This is a genomic window from Meridianimarinicoccus sp. MJW13, assembly GCF_014901205.1.
In the GTDB taxonomy this organism is placed as follows: domain Bacteria; phylum Pseudomonadota; class Alphaproteobacteria; order Rhodobacterales; family Rhodobacteraceae; genus Meridianimarinicoccus.
Window position 1 is genome coordinate 165,315 of record NZ_JACNMU010000002.1, and the last position, 18,442, is coordinate 183,756.

The 18,442-nt window shown below is 61.9% G+C and carries 20 protein-coding genes; 15 read left to right on the top strand and 5 right to left on the bottom strand.

All coding sequences use genetic code 11. The features are described from left to right. Positions 1 to 7 precede the first annotated feature (7 nt). Complete coding sequence (locus H8B03_RS03755; RefSeq protein WP_193140396.1) at positions 8 to 190, bottom strand: hypothetical protein; 183 nt, start codon at positions 188 to 190, stop codon at positions 8 to 10. Between the two features lie 267 nt (positions 191 to 457). Between H8B03_RS03755 and rfbC the strand changes: the two genes are divergently transcribed. The 12 genes from rfbC (at position 458) to H8B03_RS03815 (ending at position 13,627) form a co-directional block, all read left to right on the top strand. Next, positions 458 to 1,021, top strand: a complete 564-nt coding sequence (gene rfbC, locus H8B03_RS03760) for a dTDP-4-dehydrorhamnose 3,5-epimerase (RefSeq protein ID WP_193140397.1) — start codon at positions 458 to 460, stop codon at positions 1,019 to 1,021. A 4-nt stretch (positions 1,022 to 1,025) separates the two neighbouring features. Next, positions 1,026 to 2,075: a dTDP-glucose 4,6-dehydratase gene (gene rfbB, locus H8B03_RS03765; protein WP_193140398.1), complete on the top strand. Its 1,050-nt coding sequence runs from the start codon at positions 1,026 to 1,028 to the stop codon at positions 2,073 to 2,075. Further along, the gene (gene rfbD / locus H8B03_RS03770) at positions 2,072 to 2,938 is read left to right on the top strand and encodes a dTDP-4-dehydrorhamnose reductase (protein ID WP_193140399.1); all 867 of its coding nucleotides are present in this window, start codon (positions 2,072 to 2,074) and stop codon (positions 2,936 to 2,938) included. Before rfbB ends, rfbD begins: the two co-directional genes overlap by 4 nt. Before the next feature lie 166 nt (positions 2,939 to 3,104). After that, the gene (gene rfbA / locus H8B03_RS03775; protein ID WP_193140400.1) at positions 3,105 to 3,989 is read left to right on the top strand and encodes a glucose-1-phosphate thymidylyltransferase RfbA; all 885 of its coding nucleotides are present in this window, start codon (positions 3,105 to 3,107) and stop codon (positions 3,987 to 3,989) included. Between the two features lie 55 nt (positions 3,990 to 4,044). Then, entirely contained in the window at positions 4,045 to 4,818 is a 774-nt protein-coding gene (locus tag H8B03_RS03780; RefSeq protein WP_193140401.1) for an ABC transporter permease, read from the top strand. Between the two features lie 309 nt (positions 4,819 to 5,127). Next, a complete protein-coding gene (locus H8B03_RS03785) occupies positions 5,128 to 6,528 on the top strand; it encodes a sugar transporter (protein WP_193140402.1) in 1,401 nt (466 codons plus the stop codon). A 10-nt stretch (positions 6,529 to 6,538) separates the two neighbouring features. Then, positions 6,539 to 7,204 carry an ABC transporter ATP-binding protein gene (locus tag H8B03_RS03790; RefSeq protein WP_193140403.1) on the top strand — a complete coding sequence of 222 codons (666 nt, stop codon included), beginning with the start codon at positions 6,539 to 6,541 and terminating at the stop codon, positions 7,202 to 7,204. Beyond that, a complete protein-coding gene (locus H8B03_RS03795) occupies positions 7,201 to 8,100 on the top strand; it encodes an NAD(P)-dependent oxidoreductase (RefSeq protein ID WP_193140404.1) in 900 nt (299 codons plus the stop codon). The genes H8B03_RS03790 and H8B03_RS03795 overlap by 4 nt, the downstream gene beginning before the upstream one ends. After that, positions 8,097 to 8,699, top strand: coding sequence for a sugar transferase (locus tag H8B03_RS03800; RefSeq protein ID WP_193140405.1), 603 nt, complete (start codon positions 8,097 to 8,099; stop codon positions 8,697 to 8,699). Before H8B03_RS03795 ends, H8B03_RS03800 begins: the two co-directional genes overlap by 4 nt. Before the next feature lie 193 nt (positions 8,700 to 8,892). Beyond that, positions 8,893 to 10,782, top strand: coding sequence for a nucleoside-diphosphate sugar epimerase/dehydratase (locus H8B03_RS03805; RefSeq protein ID WP_193140406.1), 1,890 nt, complete (start codon positions 8,893 to 8,895; stop codon positions 10,780 to 10,782). Beyond that, complete coding sequence (locus tag H8B03_RS03810; RefSeq protein WP_193140407.1) at positions 10,779 to 12,935, top strand: YjbH domain-containing protein; 2,157 nt, start codon at positions 10,779 to 10,781, stop codon at positions 12,933 to 12,935. Before H8B03_RS03805 ends, H8B03_RS03810 begins: the two co-directional genes overlap by 4 nt. After that, on the top strand, positions 12,932 to 13,627 hold the full coding sequence (locus H8B03_RS03815) for a YjbF family lipoprotein (RefSeq protein WP_193140408.1): 696 nt from the start codon (positions 12,932 to 12,934) through the stop codon (positions 13,625 to 13,627). The genes H8B03_RS03810 and H8B03_RS03815 overlap by 4 nt, the downstream gene beginning before the upstream one ends. 16 nt (positions 13,628 to 13,643) lie before the next feature. Here H8B03_RS03815 and fliP read toward each other — a convergent pair whose 3' ends face one another. From fliP to fliF, 4 genes are read right to left on the bottom strand one after another with little or no spacing between them, the layout of a single operon-like run. Next, positions 13,644 to 14,381, bottom strand: coding sequence for a flagellar type III secretion system pore protein FliP (fliP, locus tag H8B03_RS03820; protein ID WP_193140409.1), 738 nt, complete (start codon positions 14,379 to 14,381; stop codon positions 13,644 to 13,646). Further along, a complete protein-coding gene (locus tag H8B03_RS03825; protein ID WP_193140410.1) occupies positions 14,365 to 14,667 on the bottom strand; it encodes a FliM/FliN family flagellar motor switch protein in 303 nt (100 codons plus the stop codon). The genes fliP and H8B03_RS03825 overlap by 17 nt, the downstream gene beginning before the upstream one ends. Positions 14,668 to 14,670: 3 nt before the next feature. Further along, positions 14,671 to 15,267, bottom strand: a complete 597-nt coding sequence (locus H8B03_RS03830) for a hypothetical protein (protein WP_193140411.1) — start codon at positions 15,265 to 15,267, stop codon at positions 14,671 to 14,673. Continuing rightward, the gene (gene fliF / locus H8B03_RS03835) at positions 15,267 to 16,886 is read right to left on the bottom strand and encodes a flagellar basal-body MS-ring/collar protein FliF (protein WP_193140412.1); all 1,620 of its coding nucleotides are present in this window, start codon (positions 16,884 to 16,886) and stop codon (positions 15,267 to 15,269) included. The genes H8B03_RS03830 and fliF overlap by 1 nt, the downstream gene beginning before the upstream one ends. 149 nt (positions 16,887 to 17,035) lie before the next feature. Between fliF and fliL the strand changes: the two genes are divergently transcribed. The 3 genes from fliL to H8B03_RS03850 all read left to right on the top strand — a co-directional run bounded on the left by fliL (position 17,036) and on the right by H8B03_RS03850 (position 18,436). After that, complete coding sequence (fliL, locus tag H8B03_RS03840; RefSeq protein ID WP_193140413.1) at positions 17,036 to 17,476, top strand: flagellar basal body-associated protein FliL; 441 nt, start codon at positions 17,036 to 17,038, stop codon at positions 17,474 to 17,476. A gap of 4 nt (positions 17,477 to 17,480) precedes the next feature. Beyond that, the gene (locus H8B03_RS03845; protein WP_193140414.1) at positions 17,481 to 17,846 is read left to right on the top strand and encodes a hypothetical protein; all 366 of its coding nucleotides are present in this window, start codon (positions 17,481 to 17,483) and stop codon (positions 17,844 to 17,846) included. Between the two features lie 92 nt (positions 17,847 to 17,938). Then, on the top strand, positions 17,939 to 18,436 hold the full coding sequence (locus tag H8B03_RS03850) for a MotE family protein (protein WP_193140415.1): 498 nt from the start codon (positions 17,939 to 17,941) through the stop codon (positions 18,434 to 18,436). The last annotated feature ends 6 nt before the right edge of the window (positions 18,437 to 18,442 follow it).

Consider the following 18,442-nt stretch of genomic DNA (forward strand, 5'->3'; position numbering starts at 1 on the left):
AAGAACCTTAGTTGTTCGTGGTGGTGCTGCTGTCGCTCGAACCGTTGTTCACAACGACGGCACCCAGAACGATCATGCCGGCAGCAATGCCTGCACCAACTTCCGGGGTGATCTGGCCACCGAAGTCCTGAGCCTGGGCCGAGGTCGAAACGAGCAGGGCGGCCGTGATGGCCAGTGCAATCTTTTTCATGGTCAACTCCAATCTTTGATGACTTGGCTGTAGATTACTACACGTGAGCAAAGCGTAAAGGGGATTCTTCGCGGTGCAGAAAATGTCATGCATCTGCGCTGTCACTGTCACCTTGTTGCCGCATTCTACACCGGACGTGACGGGATGTGCGAAAATATTTGCACGTCCCGTCGAATTCGCCTTGCGGGCGTGCGTCCAATTTCCTGTGTGACGCCCCCGGTTTGCCGGGTTAAAAGGCGGCGAACGGAATGGTGTATGGAGTGAGCGGTGAACGTCGAAGAGACCAGATTGCCAGGCGTGCTGATCGTGACGCCCAAGCGTTTCGGGGACGACCGGGGCTTTTTCTCGGAAGTCTATAACAAGACGGCCTATTTCGCGGCGGGGATCGCGGTGGAATTCGTGCAGGACAACCACTCGCTGTCCCGCGACGTGGGGGTTGTGCGCGGTTTGCACTTTCAGGCGCCGCCCGCGGCGCAGGACAAGCTGGTGCGCGTCGGTGCGGGCCGGGTGCTGGACGTGGCTGTCGATATCCGCAAAGGCTCGCCCACCTATGGCGATTGGATCTCCGTGGAACTTTCCGCCGAAGCCGGCAACCAGTTGTTCATCCCCAAGGGTTTTCTGCACGGTTTCGCCACGCTGGAGCCGAACTCCGAGCTTCTGTACAAATGTTCGGACTTCTACGCGCCGGACTGCGATGGGGCAGTGCGATTCGATGATCCGGATCTTGCCATCGACTGGGGCGTGGACAGCGAAAAGGCGACCCTGTCGGCCAAGGATGCCGCCGCGCCGCTGATGAAGGACTTCGACAGTCCGTTTGTATATGAGGGCTGATGCCATGAAAATTCTCGTCACCGGCGGCGCCGGTTTCATCGGGTCCGCCGTTGTGCGGCTGGCCGTGTCGCGCGGACACACGGTGGTGAACCTTGACGCGCTGACCTATGCCGCCTGTCTCGACAATGTCGCCATGGTGGCCGACAGCCCGCTGTATGCTTTTGAACACGCCGACATTCGCGATGCCGAGGCGCTGAAGCGGATTTTTTCCGAACACAAGCCCGACGCAGTGATGCACCTGGCCGCCGAAAGCCATGTGGATCGCTCCATCGACGGACCGGGGGCGTTCATCGACACCAATGTCATGGGCACCTACCAGATGCTGAACGCGGCCCGCGATTACTGGCTGGCGCAGGGCAAGCCCGAAGGGTTCCGCTTTCACCACATCTCGACGGATGAGGTCTATGGCTCGCTGCCCGCCGACCCTTCGGTGCAGTTCACCGAGGACACGCCTTATGATCCGCGCTCGCCCTATTCGGCGTCCAAGGCCTCGTCTGATCATCTTGTGCGTGCCTGGGGCGAGACCTATGGCCTGCCCTTCGTTCTGACCAATTGTTCCAACAACTACGGCCCGTTCCACTTCCCCGAGAAGCTGATCCCGGTGGTCATCCTGAACGCGCTGGCTGGCAGGCCGCTGCCGATCTACGGCGATGGCTCGAACGTGCGCGACTGGTTGTTCGTGGAAGATCACGCCGATGCACTGCTGACAGTGCTGGAGAAGGGCGAGAACGCCCGCACCTACAACATCGGTGGCGAGAACGAACGCTCGAACCTCGAACTGGTCAGAACGCTGTGTGCGATCCTCGATGAAAAGCGGCCCAAGGCGGACGGCTCCTATGCCGATCAGATCACCTTCGTGACCGATCGCCCCGGCCATGACGCGCGTTACGCCATTGATCCGACCCGGATCCGCACCGAACTGGGCTGGCGCCCCTCGGTGACGGTCGAGGAGGGGCTGGCGCAAACCGTGCAATGGTACCTCGACAACGAGGCCTGGTGGAGGGCCCTGCAAACCCGCGAAGGTGTGGGCGAACGACTGGGCAAGACCGCATGAAGATCCTTGTATTCGGACGCAACGGACAGGTCGCGCGGGAGCTTCAGCGCCGCGCCGGCGGCGTGGAACTGGAGGTCTACGGCTCGGACGAGGCCGATTTTCGGGACACCGCCGCTTGTGTCGCCCGGGTCACGGCCACGGACGCCGATGCGGTGATCAACGCGGCGGCCTATACGGCGGTGGACAAGGCCGAGGAAGAAGAGCCGCTGGCCACCTTGATCAACGGCGACACGCCGGCCGCGCTGGCCAAGGTCTGTGCCGAACGCGGGCTGCCCTTCGTCCAAATCTCCACCGACTATGTCTTTGATGGATCAGGAGAATACCCATGGTCCGTGGATTCGCCCTCGGGTCCGCTGGGGGCCTATGGCCGCTCCAAGCTGGCGGGGGAAATGGGTGTGCGACAGGCCGGCGGGAACTATGTCATCCTGCGCACGTCGTGGGTTGTCTCGGCGCATGGCCGCAACTTCGTCAAGACCATGCTGAAGCTGGGGGCCGAGCGGGACCGGCTGACCATTGTCGCCGATCAGGTTGGCGGGCCTACGTCGGCAGCGGATATCGCCGATGCCTGCCTTGAGATCGCCCGGCAGTTGAAGGCTGATCCCGAGAAATACGGCACCTATCATTTCAGCGGCGGCCCGGATGTCAGCTGGGCCGATTTCGCGCGCGAGATCTTCCGACAGGCGGATCTGAACTGCGAGGTCGCGGACATTCCTTCCTCAGACTTCCCCACGCCGGCGAAAAGGCCCTTCAACTCCCGCATGGACAACAGCCTGACCGAAAGCATTTTCGGCATTTCCCGCCCTGACTGGCGGGTGTCGCTGGCGGCGATTCTGTCCGACATTCAGGCTGGGGATGGTGCGTGACCGGCGCGCCGGGGGCGGACCATCCCGCCCCGGTGCAATGTGACGCAGCGCGGCGGCTAAAGGTTGCCAATTATCCTGCCGCCGGTACAGCGGCACTGTAACAAGGGTTCGGGCCGGGCCATTGCGTCCGCTCAACATGTATTTTCTGGTCGAAGGACAGTCTCACATGACATCGCGCAAGGGCATCATTCTGGCCGGTGGGTCCGGCACGCGGCTTTATCCGATCACGCGCGGCGTGTCGAAACAGCTTCTGCCGATCTATGACAAGCCGATGATCTATTTTCCCATCTCGGTGCTGATGCTGGCCGGCATCCGCGAGATCGCGATGATCACCACCCCGCACGACCAGGAGCAGTTCCAGCGCACGCTGGGCGACGGCAGCCAGTGGGGCGTTTCGCTGGAATATATCGTACAGCCCTCGCCTGACGGGCTGGCGCAGGCCTATCTGCTGGCCGAAGATTTCCTTGATGGTGCGCCCTCGGCGATGGTTCTGGGCGACAACATCTTCTTCGGCCACGGTCTGCCCGAGCTTCTGGCCTCGGCCGGTGCGCAGGACAGCGGTGGCACGGTCTTCGGGTATCGGGTGGCCGACCCCGAGCGCTATGGCGTGGTCGGCTTCGACGCGGATGGCAAGGCTGAAACCATCGTCGAGAAGCCCGAGGTGCCGCCCAGCAACTATGCCGTCACGGGGCTGTATTTCCTGGATGGCAGCGCGCCAGAGCGGGCGCGGCAGGTGCAGCCGTCGCCGCGCGGCGAGCTGGAAATCACCTCGCTGCTGGAACTGTATCTGGCGGATGGTACCCTGCGGGTCGAAAAGATGGGCCGGGGCTATGCCTGGCTGGACACCGGCACCCACGGCAGCCTGCTGGACGCGGGCAATTTCGTGCGCACCCTGACCAAGCGGCAGGGGATGCAGGTTGGTTGCCTGGAAGAAATCGCCTGGTCGCAGGGCTGGATCAGCACCGAAACCCTGTTGGAAGCGGCCGAGCTTTACCGCAAGAATGACTATGGCAAGTACCTGAAGGCGCTGGCCGGCAGCGGCAGCCTCTGAACCGGGAGGCGCGGCAGGGGCGCGGCGCGGTCGCAGGAAAGGACATGGCACGCCCATGATGTTCGATCTTCGAACGCCCCGCGTGATCTCTGCGCTTGTCCTGCGCGAGATGAGCACCACCTACGGGCGCTCGGCGGCAGGTTATCTGTGGGCATTTGCAGAACCGATTGCCGGGATCGCGATCCTGACCGCTGCGTTCAGTTTCATGCTGCGAGATCCCCCACTGGGGAACAGCTTTGCCCTGTTTTATGCGACGGGAATGCTGCCCTTCCTGATGTACATGACGGTGTCGGGGAAGGTGTCGCAGGCCATCCAGTTTTCGCGCCCGCTGCTCAGCTACCCGCGGTTGACCTTTCTGGACGCTGTCTTTGCACGCTTCCTGTTGAACGCGATCACGCAATTGGTCGTCGTATTCACCGTGATGGGGGGGCTATTGCTGATGCAGGACACGCGCCCTGTCATCGACTTTGGCGCGATTTTCCTGTCCTTCGCCATGGCACTGTCTTTCGCCTTTGGGGTCGGGGCTTTGAACTGCCTGCTGTTCGCGTTTTTGCCGTCGTGGCAGATGATCTGGGCGGTGATGAACCGGCCTGCCTTCCTGATTTCGGGGATATTTTTCACTTATGACAGCATGCCCGCGCTGTTGCAGAAATTTCTATGGTTCAATCCGTTGATCCATGTCATCGGGCAGATGCGGATCGGCGTGTACCCAACCTATGCCGGGGCCTATGTGACGCCATGGTACGTCTTTCTCTGCGCGGCCATTCCGGCGGTTGCAGGCATCTTCTTCCTGCGCCGCTATCACAAGAAGATCCTTAACGAGCTATGATTTTGTGCAGGGGTGTTCTGCAGTGCGGCGTTGCGGATGGGTTGGTTGCCAGCCTATGAAGCCTAACACGGATGGAATGAAGGATCGGCCATGACAGCAGGTGAGGGACAGCCGAAACAGCAAGGCCCCGCGCAGGATGCCCCGGCCGGGCAGGCGCAGCCTGCAGAGGCCGGCGCGCCGTCGTCCCGAAATCCCGCGCAAAAGGCGCAAGCAGGTTCAGGACCTGCGGGCAACCAGCCTGCGCAAGGGCAGGGTGGCGGCCAACCCGCGCCTCAGGGGAAGGGTGGCGAGAAACCCGCAGGGGCCGGCTTGGCAGCACAACCCGCGCAGCAACAACCGGCACCTCAGGCGCAAGGGGCCGACGGACCCCAGGGTGGTCAGAAACCGGCCGCCCAGAAGCAACCGGCGCGCCCTGCGCAGGCCCAGCCGGGCGCAGGTGGCGGCCAGAAGAAACCCGCCGCTGGTCCGGGTGCGCAAGGCCAGGCCAAGCCCAAACCCCCGGCAGTTCAGCAGAACAAGCCGCTGGTGAAGCAGGCGCCGACCCCGGCCAAGATCCCGCAGCAACCCCAGCCAACGCCGCAGCCGCGCGTGCCCACGGCGCGTGCCAAGCGACGCCACTGGATGCTGATGTTCAGCTTCATCCTGTTTGTGGTTCTGCCCTCGGCACTGGCCTTCGCCTATCTCTATGTGCAGGCGGCCGATCGCTTTGCCTCGCACGCGGCGTTTTCGGTGCACAAGGAAGACAGCACAAGCTCGTTCGAGATGATGAGCGGCCTGTCGGCGCTGGGGGTGTCGAGCGGAACCACCCCGGACGCGGATATCCTGTACCAGTTCATCCAGTCGCAGAAGATGGTCGAAGCCGTGGACGCGCAGGTCGACTTGCGCAACGCCTTTGGCCGCCACTACAAGGCCGATCCGGTGTTTTCCATCGCTCCGGATGCCAACCTTGAAGACATGGTGGAGTACTGGGAGCGTATCGTCGCGCTGGTGTTCGACGCGGACATCGGGCTGATCTCGATGGAGGTGACCGCCTTTACCCCGACCGAGGCGCAGCGCATCGCCGAGATCATCCTTCAGGAAAGCTCGACCCTGATCCAGCGTCTCAGCAAGATCGCGCGGGATGACACCATCCGGTTGGCGCAGGAAGAGTTGGACATCGCCTCGGCACGCCTGAAGGACGTGCGCCTGCAAATGGCCGAATTCCGTGACATCGAACAGATCGTCGATCCGACGGCGGATATTGCCGGGCAGATGGGGGTCATCTCGGCGCTGCAGCAAAGCCTTGCCGAAGCCATGATCCGCCGCGACCTTCTGATCGGCACCACCCGTGCAGGTGATCCGCGCATCATCCAGGCCGAGCGCGAGATCGAAGCCATTCGCCGCCGGATCGAGGATGAGCGCACCAAGGTCGGCAGCCGCGAGGAGGAAAGCGCCGACGATCTGGCCCGCGTGGTCGGCGACTATGAAAGCCTTGTGGTGGATCGCGAGTTTGCCGAACAATCCTATATTGCGGCGCTGGCGGCCTATGACAGTGCGGTGGCCGAAGCCCGGCGCAAAAGCCGGTACCTGGCCGTGCATATCGAACCGACGCTGGCCGAAACCGCGATCTACCCCCGGCGCCTGACCCTTGGTCTGCTGTTCAGCGGCTTCACCTTCATGGTCTGGATGCTGGTGGTCCTGACGCTTTATTCCATCCGGGATCGCCGCTAGGCGCGGCACCATGATCGAGTTTCGCAACCTCACCAAATCCTACCGCACCGATGCAGGCCGCAAGGTGGTGCTGGACAATTGCACCATCACCTTTCCCTCGGGCAAGGTCATCGGCCTGCTGGGCCGCAACGGCGCGGGCAAATCCACGCTGCTGCGGCTGATTGCAGGCACGCAGGACGTGGATTCGGGCGAGATCATCCGCCACGGCACCGTGTCCTATCCCATCGGCTTTGCGGGCTCGTTCCACCCCGATCTGACCGGCGCCCAGAACGCGCGCTTCGTGGCGCGGATCTATGGCGCGGACACCGATGCGCTGGCGGATTACGTGATGGATTTCACCGAGCTGGGCGAGTTCTATCATATGCCCCTGCGCACGTATTCCTCGGGGATGCGGGCGCGGCTGGCCTTCGGGATCTCGATGGGCCTGCCATTTGACACCTATCTGATCGACGAGGTGACCTCGGTCGGGGATCAGGCGTTTCGCGACAAGGCCGAGCGGGTCTTCAAATCGAAGATTTCCAGCGCCGGGGCGATCATGGTCAGCCACGGGATGGGCCAGATCCGCAGCATGTGCGACGAGGCCGCCGTGCTGGATCGGGGCAAGATGACCTATTTCGACAATGTGAACGACGCCATCGCGTTCCACGAACGCAACATGCGGGAACAGCAGCGGTGACGCGGCCGCGTGTGCTTGTCCTGGGCGCTGGCGGACGGGTCGGCACTCTGCTGCGCGCTGCCTGGGATCGGCGCGGGGCAGAACTGGTGGTGCAATCGCGGCGTAACCTGGGGCCAGGCACGCTTGCACTGGCGCCCGAGGTGGCCGGTGCGGCGGCTCTTGCCACGGCCCTGACGGCGCAGCGCCCGGATCTGGTGGTCTGCCTGTGGGGCGCTGTTCCGGGCGCGCAAGAGGCGGATTTCACGCGCAATACCCGTCTGGCGGAGCTGGCTTTTCGTGCGTCCGCCCAAGCCGGAATCGCCCGCTTCGTGGCGCTGTCTACCGGGGCTGTCTACGGGCCCAAAGACAGCCACGCCTTTTGCGAAGACGACACCCTGGCGGGAACCTCGCCCTACGCCCGGTCGAAAATCGCGATGGAGCGGCGCTTGCGCGATCTGGCCACGGCCGACGCCCCGGCGCTGACCACCTTGCGGCTGGCCAACCTGTTCGGGGCCGATCAACTGGCCGTGGCTATGCGCAACGCCCGTACCGAGACACCGCTGAAGCTGGATCAATTCCCCGATGGCACCGGCCCACGACGCAGTTATGCCTCCGGCAGGCTGCTTGCTGCCCTGTTTCAAGCGCTTGCCGACGCAGACCCGACACGCTTGCCGCCGGTTCTGAATGTGGCGGACAGTGCGGCAGGGGTGGACATGGCGGCGGTTCTGGACGCGATGCAGGCCGCGGGGCATCCGGTGGCGTGGCAATGGACGCCAGCGCCGCCAACGGCCCTGCATGCGCATCTTCTGGACACGCGCACCCTGTTTCAGACCTTTCCCGCGCTGCAACAGGTCCGCTGTCACGATGCGGGCGCACTGGTGCGGCAGACGCCGTTTGCTGCCGAGACAACCCGATGACCCCCGCCAAACGCCTGATGGACCTGACGATCGCGCTGATCTTCGGCGTCCTGTTCCTGCCACTGGGGCTTGGCATTGCCGTTGTGATCCTGCTGCGTGATGGCCGTCCGATCCTGTACCGGTCCGAGCGGATGAAGACCGCCACGCAGGGCTTCACCTTGCTGAAATTCCGCACCATGCGCCTTGATCCGGCAGACGCAGGCGTGACCGGGGGTGACAAGTCCGACCGGATCACCCGCACCGGACGCTGGTTGCGGGCGCATCGGCTGGACGAGCTGCCGCAGCTTTGGAACGTGCTGAGGGGCGACATCAGCCTGGTCGGCCCGCGCCCGCCCCTGCGCCTGTATGTCGAGGCGGAACCGGCGCTGTATTCGGCGGTGTTGCGCAGCCGTCCCGGCCTGACCGGTCTGGCGACCCTAGTCTATCACCGCCACGAATCGCGGATTCTGGCGCGCTGCCAGACGCCGGAAGAGACGCACGAGACCTACCTGCGCCGCTGCGTTCCGGCCAAGGCGCGGCTTGATCTGATCTACTGCGACAACCGCAACGTGTGTCTTGATCTGGTTCTGCTGTGGCGGACCCTGCGGGCCATCCTCTGAGCGCTTTCGCACTTGCGGCAGTTCTGCCACGAAAGCGGGCATTCGTGGCGAGTCTTTGCCGGTTGCATGCTCTTTGGGCGCGAAACTCTTGCGACGGAAGGGCCGCGTCTGCTACCCCTGAAAGGACTGAAAGCGTTTTTTTAGAAGTTATTACACGTATCTCGTGACACAGATAGGACCAGGTTTGGCGCCCATGAAAAAGGCACTCGCAAAGGCGTTGGGACCTCTCAGCCGGCTTGCGCAGGTGCAGAAAATCCGGATCATGTTGGCAGTGGATGCCTTGCTCATTCCACTGTCTCTCTATGTGACGGTCGCGGTCTTCGAGAACACGTTTCTGATCTCGTCCCAGGCCCTGCACGATTGGGAGATCGTCCCGATCCTCGTGGTGATCGGGGTTCTGTGTTCCTACACGCTGGGCCTGCCCCGCATTCAGTTGAACGACTATGAAACCGCCGGGCTGCCGCGCGGCGCGGTCCTGTCGGCGATCCTTGCGGTGTCGGCCTTCGGATTGAACGAACTGGCCGATGGCTCGATCCCTCCGGGGGCTTTCCTTGGCTTCGGCGTCGTGATGTTCATGGGCCTGCTGATGTCGCGCGTGACCATGCGCGCCATGCTGATCGCGGTCCTGACCTCGCAGACGCCACGCATGTCGATCCTGATCTACGGGGCCGGACGCACGGGCATGCAGTTGGCCGCGGCCCTGCGCCACGATCACCGGGTGCAGCCCGTGGCCTTCATCGACGACAATCCTGCGCTGCGGCACATGTCGGTGATGGGGCTGCCGGTGCTGTCGCCGGCCAATCTGGAAGAGACCATCCGCAAGAAAAAGATCGAGCGGGTGATCCTGGCCATGCCCTCGCTGACGTCGCCGCGCAAGCTGCGCATGTTCCGGCGCCTGTCGCCGCTTGGGGTCGAGGTTCAGGCGCTGCCGTCGTTCGCACAACTGGTCGGGGCCGAGGCGCTGGTGGAAAAGCTGACCCCGGTGAATCCCGAGGATTTCCTGGAGCGGACGCAATTCGATGGCGCGCTGGAAACCGCCGAGCACGCCTATGCGGGCAAATCGGTGCTGGTGACCGGTGCCGGCGGCTCGATCGGATCGGAACTGTGCCGCCACGTACTGGCCTGCAAGCCCGCGCATCTGGTGCTGCTCGATCACTCGGAACTGGCACTGTACAACATCAGCGCCGAGATCGAGGCCGCACCGGGCAACACAAAAATCCATGCGGTCCTGGGCAGCGTCGACAATCCCGGTCTGTGCCGCAAGGTTTTGCACGCCCATGACGTGGACGTGGTGTTGCATGCCGCGGCCTACAAGCACGTTCCCATCGTCGAACAGAATCCGTTCGTGGGTCTGCAGAACAATGTCTTCGGAACCAAGGTTCTGGCCGATGCAGCACGGGCCAAGGGCGTAGAACGCTTCCTTCTGGTGTCGACGGACAAGGCGGTGCGTCCGCGCAACGTGATGGGCGCCTCGAAGCGGTTGGCCGAACTGGTGATCCAGGACATGGCCGCCCGTAGCACGACAACCCTGTTCTCGATGGTGCGTTTCGGCAATGTGCTGGGCTCGTCGGGGTCGGTCATTCCATTGTTCGAGCAGCAGATCGCCAATGGCGGGCCCGTGACCCTGACCGATCGGTCTGTCACCCGGTACTTCATGACCATTCCCGAGGCCACCCGCCTTGTGCTGATTTCCTGCGCACTGGCGCGTGGCGGCGATGTGTTCGTGCTGGACATGGGCAAACCGGTGGAAATCCGGAAGCTGGCGCAGCAGATGATCACCTCTGCCGGATACACGGTGCGGGACGAAACCAATCCCGACGGCGATATCGAGATCTGCGTCACCGGCCTGCGACCCGGTGAGAAGTTGCATGAGGAACTGCTTATCGGCGATGAAAGGGTCACCACGGCGCACCCGAAGATCATGCGAGCCCTTGAGCAGGGGCTGTCCGAGATCGAGGTCGCCACGGCCCTGCGCGAACTGCGGGCCGCAATCGAGGCAAATGACGGTGATGCCGTGAGCGCGACCCTGTCCCGTTGGGTTGAAGGCGCACAGCACCCGATACGAGTAACGACAGGCGCTTGAGTTTGAACACATCGGTCTTTCCGCGCGGCGTCCGGCCCCTCTGCACGCTTGCCGCCGTCTGTGCTGCAACTGGCTGGGGAGCGGCGGCGGATATCGCCAAGCCCACGGTCACAAGGACCGAATTGGGGTTCTACGGTCTGCCCAGCGTGATCGACATGCCGACGGCGGACATGATGCCCGATGGCGAATTTGCCTTCACGGCGTCGACATTCGCCGGACAGACCCGCAGCACGCTGGCCTTCCAGATCGCTCCACGGCTGATGGGCAGCTTTCGCTACAGCAGCATTCGCAACTGGAACTCCGACGGGTTCGATATCTACTATGATCGCAGCTTCGATCTGCGGTTGCAGCTTCTGACCGAAACCGCGCGCCGCCCGTCGATCACGATCGGGCTTCAGGACTTTATCGGCACCGGGGTGTATTCGGGCGAGTTCATCGCGGCCAGCAAGTCCTTCGGCGACAGTCTGACCGTCAGCGGTGGCCTGGGATGGGGACGGCTGGGCAGCTACAACCCGATTGGCTCTACCGGGACGCGACCGGTAACGACGCCGGATGAGGTTGGCACCGGCGGTACCGTCAATTCGGACGTCTGGTTTCGCGGCGACGTGGCGCTGTTCGGGGGCGTCGTCTGGCGCCCGACACCGAAATGGACCTTTCATGCCGAGTATTCGTCGGATGCCTATGTTCAGGAAACCGAACAGCGCGACATCTTCGACCGGAAATCGCCGCTCAACTTCGGGGCGGAATATGCCATTTCCCGCGATTTCAAGGTCGGTGGCTATTTCATGTATGGCTCCGAGATCGGGGTGCAGCTTCAGGTCAACCTGAACCCCGCCCGCCCGCCGGTTGTCGGCGGGCAGGAGCCTGCGGGGTCGCCGGTCTATCAGCGGCCCTCGCGCGCTCAAGCGCCGGAGCTTTACACCACGGCCTGGGTCGGTTCGGAGCCCACCCGCATCACGATCCGCGATGCCCTGGCCGATGCCCTTCTGGCCGAAGGGATGGAGATGGAGGCGCTGCACCTGGACGCCACCGAAGCCACGCTTTACCTGCGCAACAAGGGCTACCGCTCCGGTGCGCAGGCGATCGGGCGCAGCCTGCGCCTGATGTCGACCGTCATGCCGCCCTCGGTTGATACATTCACCATCGTGCCGATGGTGACGGGGCTGGAACTGCCTTCGGTTACCTATGCGCGCAGCGCGGTGGAGCAGAACGTCATTCAGGCCGATGGGGCCGAGCAGATGCTGGCAATCGCGGCGTTCGGCACAGCGCCCGATGAACCCGCCGCAGAGGACTATGCGCCCTTCGTCTATCCCCGGTTCACCTGGTCGCTGGGGCCGTATGTCAGCACGTCGCTGTTTGATCCGGCCAACCCGTTCCGGATGGATGTCGGGGTTCAGTTGACCGGCGCGTGGCAGCCCGCACCGGGATGGCTGTTTGCGGGGACCGTGCAGAAAAAACTGATCGGCAACCTGGATCAGAACAGCGAAACCTCGGCGTCGACGCTGCCGCACGTGCGCAGCGACTTCACGCTTTACAACAAGTACGGCGATCCGGCGATGCGGGATCTGTACGGCGCCTATTACTTTCAGGGCAGTTCGGAAGTCTACGGCCGCCTGACCGCCGGTTATCTTGAGCGCATGTATGCCGGTGTCTCGGGCGAGGTGCTTTGGGCCCCGTTTGACAAACGCTATGCCCTCGGCGCCGAGTTGAACTATGTCAAGCAGCGCGACTATGACGGCGGCTTCGGGATGCTGGACTATGAAGTCGCGACCGGCTTCGTTACGGGCTATTGGCAGTTCACCGATGACTTCTTTGCCCGGCTTGACGTGGGCCGCTATCTGGCCGGCGATGTCGGCGCGACCCTTGGGCTGGAACGAACATTCGCCAACGGCTGGAAGATCGGCGCCTTTGCCACCAAGACCGACGTGTCGGCCGAGGACTTTGGCGAAGGATCCTTCGACAAGGGCATCGTCATGGAAATACCCATCGACTGGTTCCTGGGGCGTCCCACGCGGGTGACAGAGCGTATAGTCATCCGGCCGTTGACCCGCGACGGCGGTGCACGCGTGGATGTGCCGGGGCAGCTCTATCAGGCCGTGAACGACAGCCGGAAGTACAAGTTGGAAGAGCAATGGGGACAGTTCTGGAGATGACGATGTGCACTCGCCTGTCCCTCGCCCTGCGGTTCTGTGCGGTTGGTCTGGTCTTCGGACTGGCCGGTTGCAGTTCCGAACCCACCGGCCAGGCGCCCGACCAGCTTTTGGCTCAGGTTACCGAATCGTTGTTTTCATCCGGCAACCGGGAGGCGTCCGAGGTGCGCGACATCTCGGAACTGACCCGCGCGGCAATCGCCGATGTCACCATTCCCCTGATCCTGTTCGAACTGCCGGATCAGGGTGTCGCGACCACGTTGAAGGTCTGGTACCAGGATGGGGCCTTCATCTATTGGCGGTCGGCGGATGGCGGCTCTCTGATCCTCGACGACGGCGTGATTTTCGCGACGCGAGGCATCGGCTGGGATCTGATGGCGGCCGAGACACGCCAGACCGCAGCACTGGTTCGTCAGGGCCGCGGGGCCGAGTATTCGCGCAGCTATCGCCACCTTGACGGGTTGAACCAGATGATTGTGCGCGACATGACCTGTCGCTTTCAAAGGGCGGGATCCGAAACCATCGTGGTGCTGGAGCGACGTCACGCGGTGACCCGCTTTGAAGAAAGCTGTCAGGACGGTACCCTGGCCTTCACCAATCTCTACTGGGCGGGATCCGACGGATTCCTGTGGAAGTCGCGCCAGTGGATCGGGGAAAAGCTGGGCAGCGCCACAATCCAGCGTCTGATCCGCTAGGCCAGGTACCGCGGCATCACATGTAGCCGCGGACAAGTGCGGCCGAAACCAGCGTCCAACCATCCGCCACAACAAAGAACGCCAGTTTGAATGGCAGGGACACGATGGCGGGTGGCACCATCATCATGCCCATCGACATGAGGATGGCGGCGACCACAAGGTCGATGATGAGGAACGGCAGGAAGATCATGAAGCCGACCTCGAAAGCGCGCGTCATCTCGCTGAGCAGGAACGAAGGCACCAGCAGGGACAGCGGAGAGGTCGGGCTTGGCGCAAGCGTGTCCTCGGCCCGCAATTCCGCCAGGTGTTGATAGGTTTCCGGATCCACGCGCGCGGTCATGAAGATGCGAAACGGTTCCAGGGTTCTCAGGAATGCGTCCTCGAACGGCAGGGTTCCCTGTACCGCGGGGCCAAGCCCAACGCGCCAGGCTTCGGAAAACACCGGCTCCATCACGAAATAGGTCAGGAACAGCGCCAGCGAGACAATGAGCATGTTCGGTGGCGATTGTTGCAGGCCGATGGCGTGACGCAGGATCGACAGAACCGTCGCGATGAACGGGAAACAGGTCACGACGATCAAGAGCGCCGGCGCCACGCCAATCGCGGCGATCAGAAGGAACAGGAGAACACCCTGACCCGAGACCGTGCCGTTGCCGATCAGATCCATGGGCAGATCCTGCCCTGCAGCCGTCCCGGCCCAGAACAGGCAAAGGGCGCCAAGCAGCCCGGCGCCAAGTTTACGACACTGCGCCATCACGGATCACCTCGGTCAGGCGCACCACCAACTGTCCAGCAGGACCGTCTTCGGCGGCTTCCAGCACCCCTCGGGCGATGATCCGGTCGCCGATGAACAGTTCCACCGGATCGTCGATCTTGCGGTCGAGTTCCAGAACCGACTCCGGCCCGAACGCCAGCAACTCCTGAATGGAGGGGTGGGCGCGGCCCACGGACACCCGGATCTCGATAGGCACATCTTCGAAAGGATTCGAGGTCGGGGAGGTTCGCCCCTCTGAAACAGCAGGATTGATGCCGGTCGTCATCGGTTATTCCTTTCTGTGAGAGGCAAAAAAGCTCTCGATGCGTGTTTCGATTTCGCCAAGCATCCGCGACACATCGGTCAGGCGGGAGGCGCCGTGCAACGTGGTGATGACTTGCCCTTCAGCGAGGCTTGCGTCCGTGGTGATCTGGACCGCCTCGGCCAGGTCCGGGGGAAGAAGCGCGGAAACCTCGGCGCGGGTGCTTTCGCAGGCCTGAATCTCCAGTTGGGCATCGCCGGTTTCCGAAAGGTTGGCCCGGATCAGATCCAGGACGATTTCCGGAAAATGTGCTTGTGCGACTTCGGGGAGTGTTTTCCGGGCAAGCCCGCACAAGAGCGGCTCGATTTCCCGCAAGAGATCCTGACACGCGGACTCATAGGTCGTTGTCGATGCCTTGATCGCATCCTGAACGGTGCTGCAGAAAGAGAGTTTGTCTGCATCCAGTGCTTTGCGCGCATCATCCCAGCCGGATTTGTAGCCATTTTCAAACGCCTCCAATTTGAGGCCTTCTGTCGTGGCCGCGTCCCCCTCGAACACGTCAGGCCCGGACCCCGGCGCAGAGAAGTCGCGCAAATGGATGCTGTTCCTGGGTGAAGCAACCATCAAACGGGGCTCTCTTCGAGCCAACTGCGCAGAACCTCGACCGTGTCGGACTGCCGCTGATCCACAAGTTCAACAAGGGTGTTGTTTGCAGGCTGTTGCGTCGTCCCGGAGGTCTTGGATGGTCCGTCAGGATCGGAAGCATCCGCAACGGGCAGTGATTTCATGCGCGCCTGGGGGCTCGGGACATCCGTTGCTGTCATTGGATAGGAAGCGCGTTCAGGTGTATCCGGTGCAATAACCTGGCCAGGTTCATGGGGCAGCACCGAGAGCGCGGTTCCAGATGTCGCCTCTTCACGCCTGCTGGACGCAAAAGGCCGAACCACGAAGATCCCGATGACCACGGCGGCGATGGCAAACAACAGGGTCTTCAGCAGTTGCGAGATGTCCAGCGACGATAAGGACAACAGGGAGGCCGCGGGAGCCTCGCCCTCGGCTGCCGGAGGTGAGAACGGAAGCGCCTTGACGGTGACGCGGTCGCCCCGCTCCTGATTGATGCCGACTGCCGAGGTCACCAACTCGCCGATTTGCAACAGTTCCTCTTCGATCTGGGCGGGATCGCCTTCAACCGAAGCAAGGTTCACCAGAACGGCGACCGAGATACGCTGAACCGATCCGGGCGGCTTGCTGGTTTCTCGGGTAACCTGAGAGACCTCGTAGTTGGTTGTTTCGCGGCTGGACGTGGATTCGGTGCGGGTCTGCCGATCCTGCCCCGCGGCGTCGCCGTCCGGCAGGTTGCTGGCAACCCCCACCGAGGCACCGTCAGACGACGATTCGCTTCGGCTGGAATCCTCGGAATCCACACTGATGGCGACACGCGAATCCGGCGTGATCAGGCGTTCTACCACCGTTTCTTCGTTCTTGACCGTGTCGACAGCCACTTCGACGATGGCGTTGCCACGGCCGACGCGTGCATCGACGAGGCGCTCGACCTTCTTGCGGAAGGCTTCGGACAGTTCAACCTCCAGCGACGAGTAGTCCCTTTCGCTGCTGAACTCCGTCCCGTTCCGCGCGTCGATGATCGCCACGGCATCCCGGTCAAGGCCCTGGACAGATGATGACACCAGGGATCTTACCGCCTCTGCCATCTGCGGCGATAGGGATCCGGTGACCGGGGTCAGGGAGACCGACGCAGACACGGCCAGGTTGCTGGAAAACCCCTGTGACGTGGGTGTCGAAAGATGCACGCGCGCGCCCTTGATCAGCGGGCTGGCGGTGATTGTTCGTGCCAGTTCCCCTTCGATCGCGCGCCAGTACGTGGCGTCGAACATCCGGGAGGTGGTGCCGAACCCTGGCAGGGTCTCGAGCAGCTCGAAGCCGACGCCACCGGTGCTCGCGACGCCATCCAGGGCCAGGCTCATGCGCAGGGCGTCACGCTCTGTGGCCCGCACATAGATGGAATCACCCTGAATGGTGTAATCCACATTGCGCTGAGCAAGCGTGTCCAGGATCTGACCGGCCAATTGCGGCTCAAGCCGCGAGTACAGAAGTGCCATGGACGGCGCGAACGGGCGGACCAGCGCCAACATGATGGCGAACGACAGGACCGAAAAGGCAATTGCGGCACTGAGACCCTTGTGCCGCATGATGCGAGAAAGAACGGATTCCAGAATATTTTTCATAGCACCCAAACGCTGCCGGATTGTGACCGCCTCTGATATGGCATCCGCGTTTTAACAACTGGTTAGCTGTGTTGGCTTTACAGATGAGTTCGCGGCGAGTCGAAGAAGGCAGAATTGTCGCGAGGCATTCATCGAGAAGGAGCATGGTGTTGTCGAAAAGAACTGTCGCCCTGTTGCTTGGCTGTTTCTCTCTCGGGGCAGTGGCCGGATATGCGGTTCTGGAGCCGCGCCTGGATGCAATCCTTGCGGACAGTCCAAATAGAGTCGGCGCGTACACTGAAACGGAAGTTGAGATGGGCACATTTCCGTTGCCGCCAATACTGGTTCCGGTTTCCTCCACTGGACCTGAAAGGCAACTTCGCTTGGAATTGGCAATCGCGGGATTGCCGGAAAGCATGAAAGAAATCGAATCAAGATCGTCATTCTTTACGGACGTTGTCTCGCAGTATGTGCGGTCGGTGGAGGTGTCTCAGATTGATGATCCAGGCGAAATAGCAGAGCTTCGCGCACAACTTCTTCGTCGACTGCAAACCGTCTCAAGCCCCGAGCTTGTTCGGGAAATATACCTGACGAAATTCATGATTGGATGAGGGAATGGGGATGATTGCCGACTCGCTTCTGATCGCTGCGGCCCTTTCGGCCGCAATATACTGCATTGTCCTGTCACGAAAGCTCAACAGGTTTTCAAACCATTCGGATGGGATTGGCTTGGAAATAAAGGCACTTTCCGACCAAGTTCAAGCTCTGAACGAAACTCTGGAGAAAACCCTGCAAAGCGTAGATTCTTCCTCCGAGTCTTTGGCGCGAAACCTTGAAAAAGGGGAGGCTGCCAAGAAGAGCTTGGAACTCCTTCTCGCCTCACTCCATGATTTACCCGGTGACAATCCGGACAAAGAACGGGCCGAGCCGGTTTTTGCGCGACGCGCGCCGGACGCAACGTCTCGTGCGGAACGAGGGTGAAAAATATGGCGAAACCATCGTGGCCAACCAGAAAACTCTCGTTCGGGAAAGTGATTGCGTTTCTTTTCATTGCCTCATGTCTAATCAGAATCATGGAAAGTGACTTCCTGGTAAAGGCAAGCGACTTGGTTGGTGAAGTGAAAAACTCTGACCCGTATCCCGGTGCTAGGGAGGCGATTGATCCTGCGATTGAAGATCTTATTGCAGATCTTTCGACACGAGAGAAACGTCTGGACGAGCAAGCGAGACAACTGGATATCCGCAGCCGGCAAGTGTCCGAGATGGAGCAGGAACTGGCCGTTGCGATATCCAGGCTTCAGGAGTCCGAAGAGAAGCTATCGCAGACGATTGAAGTTGCACGGGACGCATCCAGTGGCGACATCGAAAGACTTGTGGGCATCTATACGAACATGAAGCCCAAGGATGCAGCGGTGATTTTCGAACAGATGCCACCAGGCTTTTCGGCCGGGTTCCTCACGCAGATGGATCCAAGTGTGGCCGCCGGAATTGTCTCCAACATGTCGCCCAATTCTGCATTTGCCGTGTCTGTCCATGTCGCGGGTCGGAACATGGATGTACCGTCCAACTAATCAATT

Coding starts and splice junctions, on each gene's coding strand:
- rfbD (WP_193140399.1), top strand. CDS start 2,072: ATGAAGATCCTTGTATTCGGACGCAACGGACAGGTCGCGCGGGAGCTT.
- H8B03_RS03830 (WP_193140411.1), bottom strand. CDS start 15,267: ATGGTTGCTTCACCCAGGAACAGCATCCATTTGCGCGACTTCTCTGCG.
- H8B03_RS03845 (WP_193140414.1), top strand. CDS start 17,481: ATGGGGATGATTGCCGACTCGCTTCTGATCGCTGCGGCCCTTTCGGCC.
- rfbB (WP_193140398.1), top strand. CDS start 1,026: ATGAAAATTCTCGTCACCGGCGGCGCCGGTTTCATCGGGTCCGCCGTT.
- H8B03_RS03780 (WP_193140401.1), top strand. CDS start 4,045: ATGATGTTCGATCTTCGAACGCCCCGCGTGATCTCTGCGCTTGTCCTG.
- H8B03_RS03850 (WP_193140415.1), top strand. CDS start 17,939: ATGGAAAGTGACTTCCTGGTAAAGGCAAGCGACTTGGTTGGTGAAGTG.
- H8B03_RS03755 (WP_193140396.1), bottom strand. CDS start 190: ATGAAAAAGATTGCACTGGCCATCACGGCCGCCCTGCTCGTTTCGACC.
- fliF (WP_193140412.1), bottom strand. CDS start 16,886: ATGAAAAATATTCTGGAATCCGTTCTTTCTCGCATCATGCGGCACAAG.
- H8B03_RS03790 (WP_193140403.1), top strand. CDS start 6,539: ATGATCGAGTTTCGCAACCTCACCAAATCCTACCGCACCGATGCAGGC.
- rfbA (WP_193140400.1), top strand. CDS start 3,105: ATGACATCGCGCAAGGGCATCATTCTGGCCGGTGGGTCCGGCACGCGG.
- H8B03_RS03815 (WP_193140408.1), top strand. CDS start 12,932: ATGACGATGTGCACTCGCCTGTCCCTCGCCCTGCGGTTCTGTGCGGTT.
- H8B03_RS03825 (WP_193140410.1), bottom strand. CDS start 14,667: ATGACGACCGGCATCAATCCTGCTGTTTCAGAGGGGCGAACCTCCCCG.
- H8B03_RS03805 (WP_193140406.1), top strand. CDS start 8,893: ATGAAAAAGGCACTCGCAAAGGCGTTGGGACCTCTCAGCCGGCTTGCG.
- H8B03_RS03800 (WP_193140405.1), top strand. CDS start 8,097: ATGACCCCCGCCAAACGCCTGATGGACCTGACGATCGCGCTGATCTTC.
- fliP (WP_193140409.1), bottom strand. CDS start 14,381: ATGGCGCAGTGTCGTAAACTTGGCGCCGGGCTGCTTGGCGCCCTTTGC.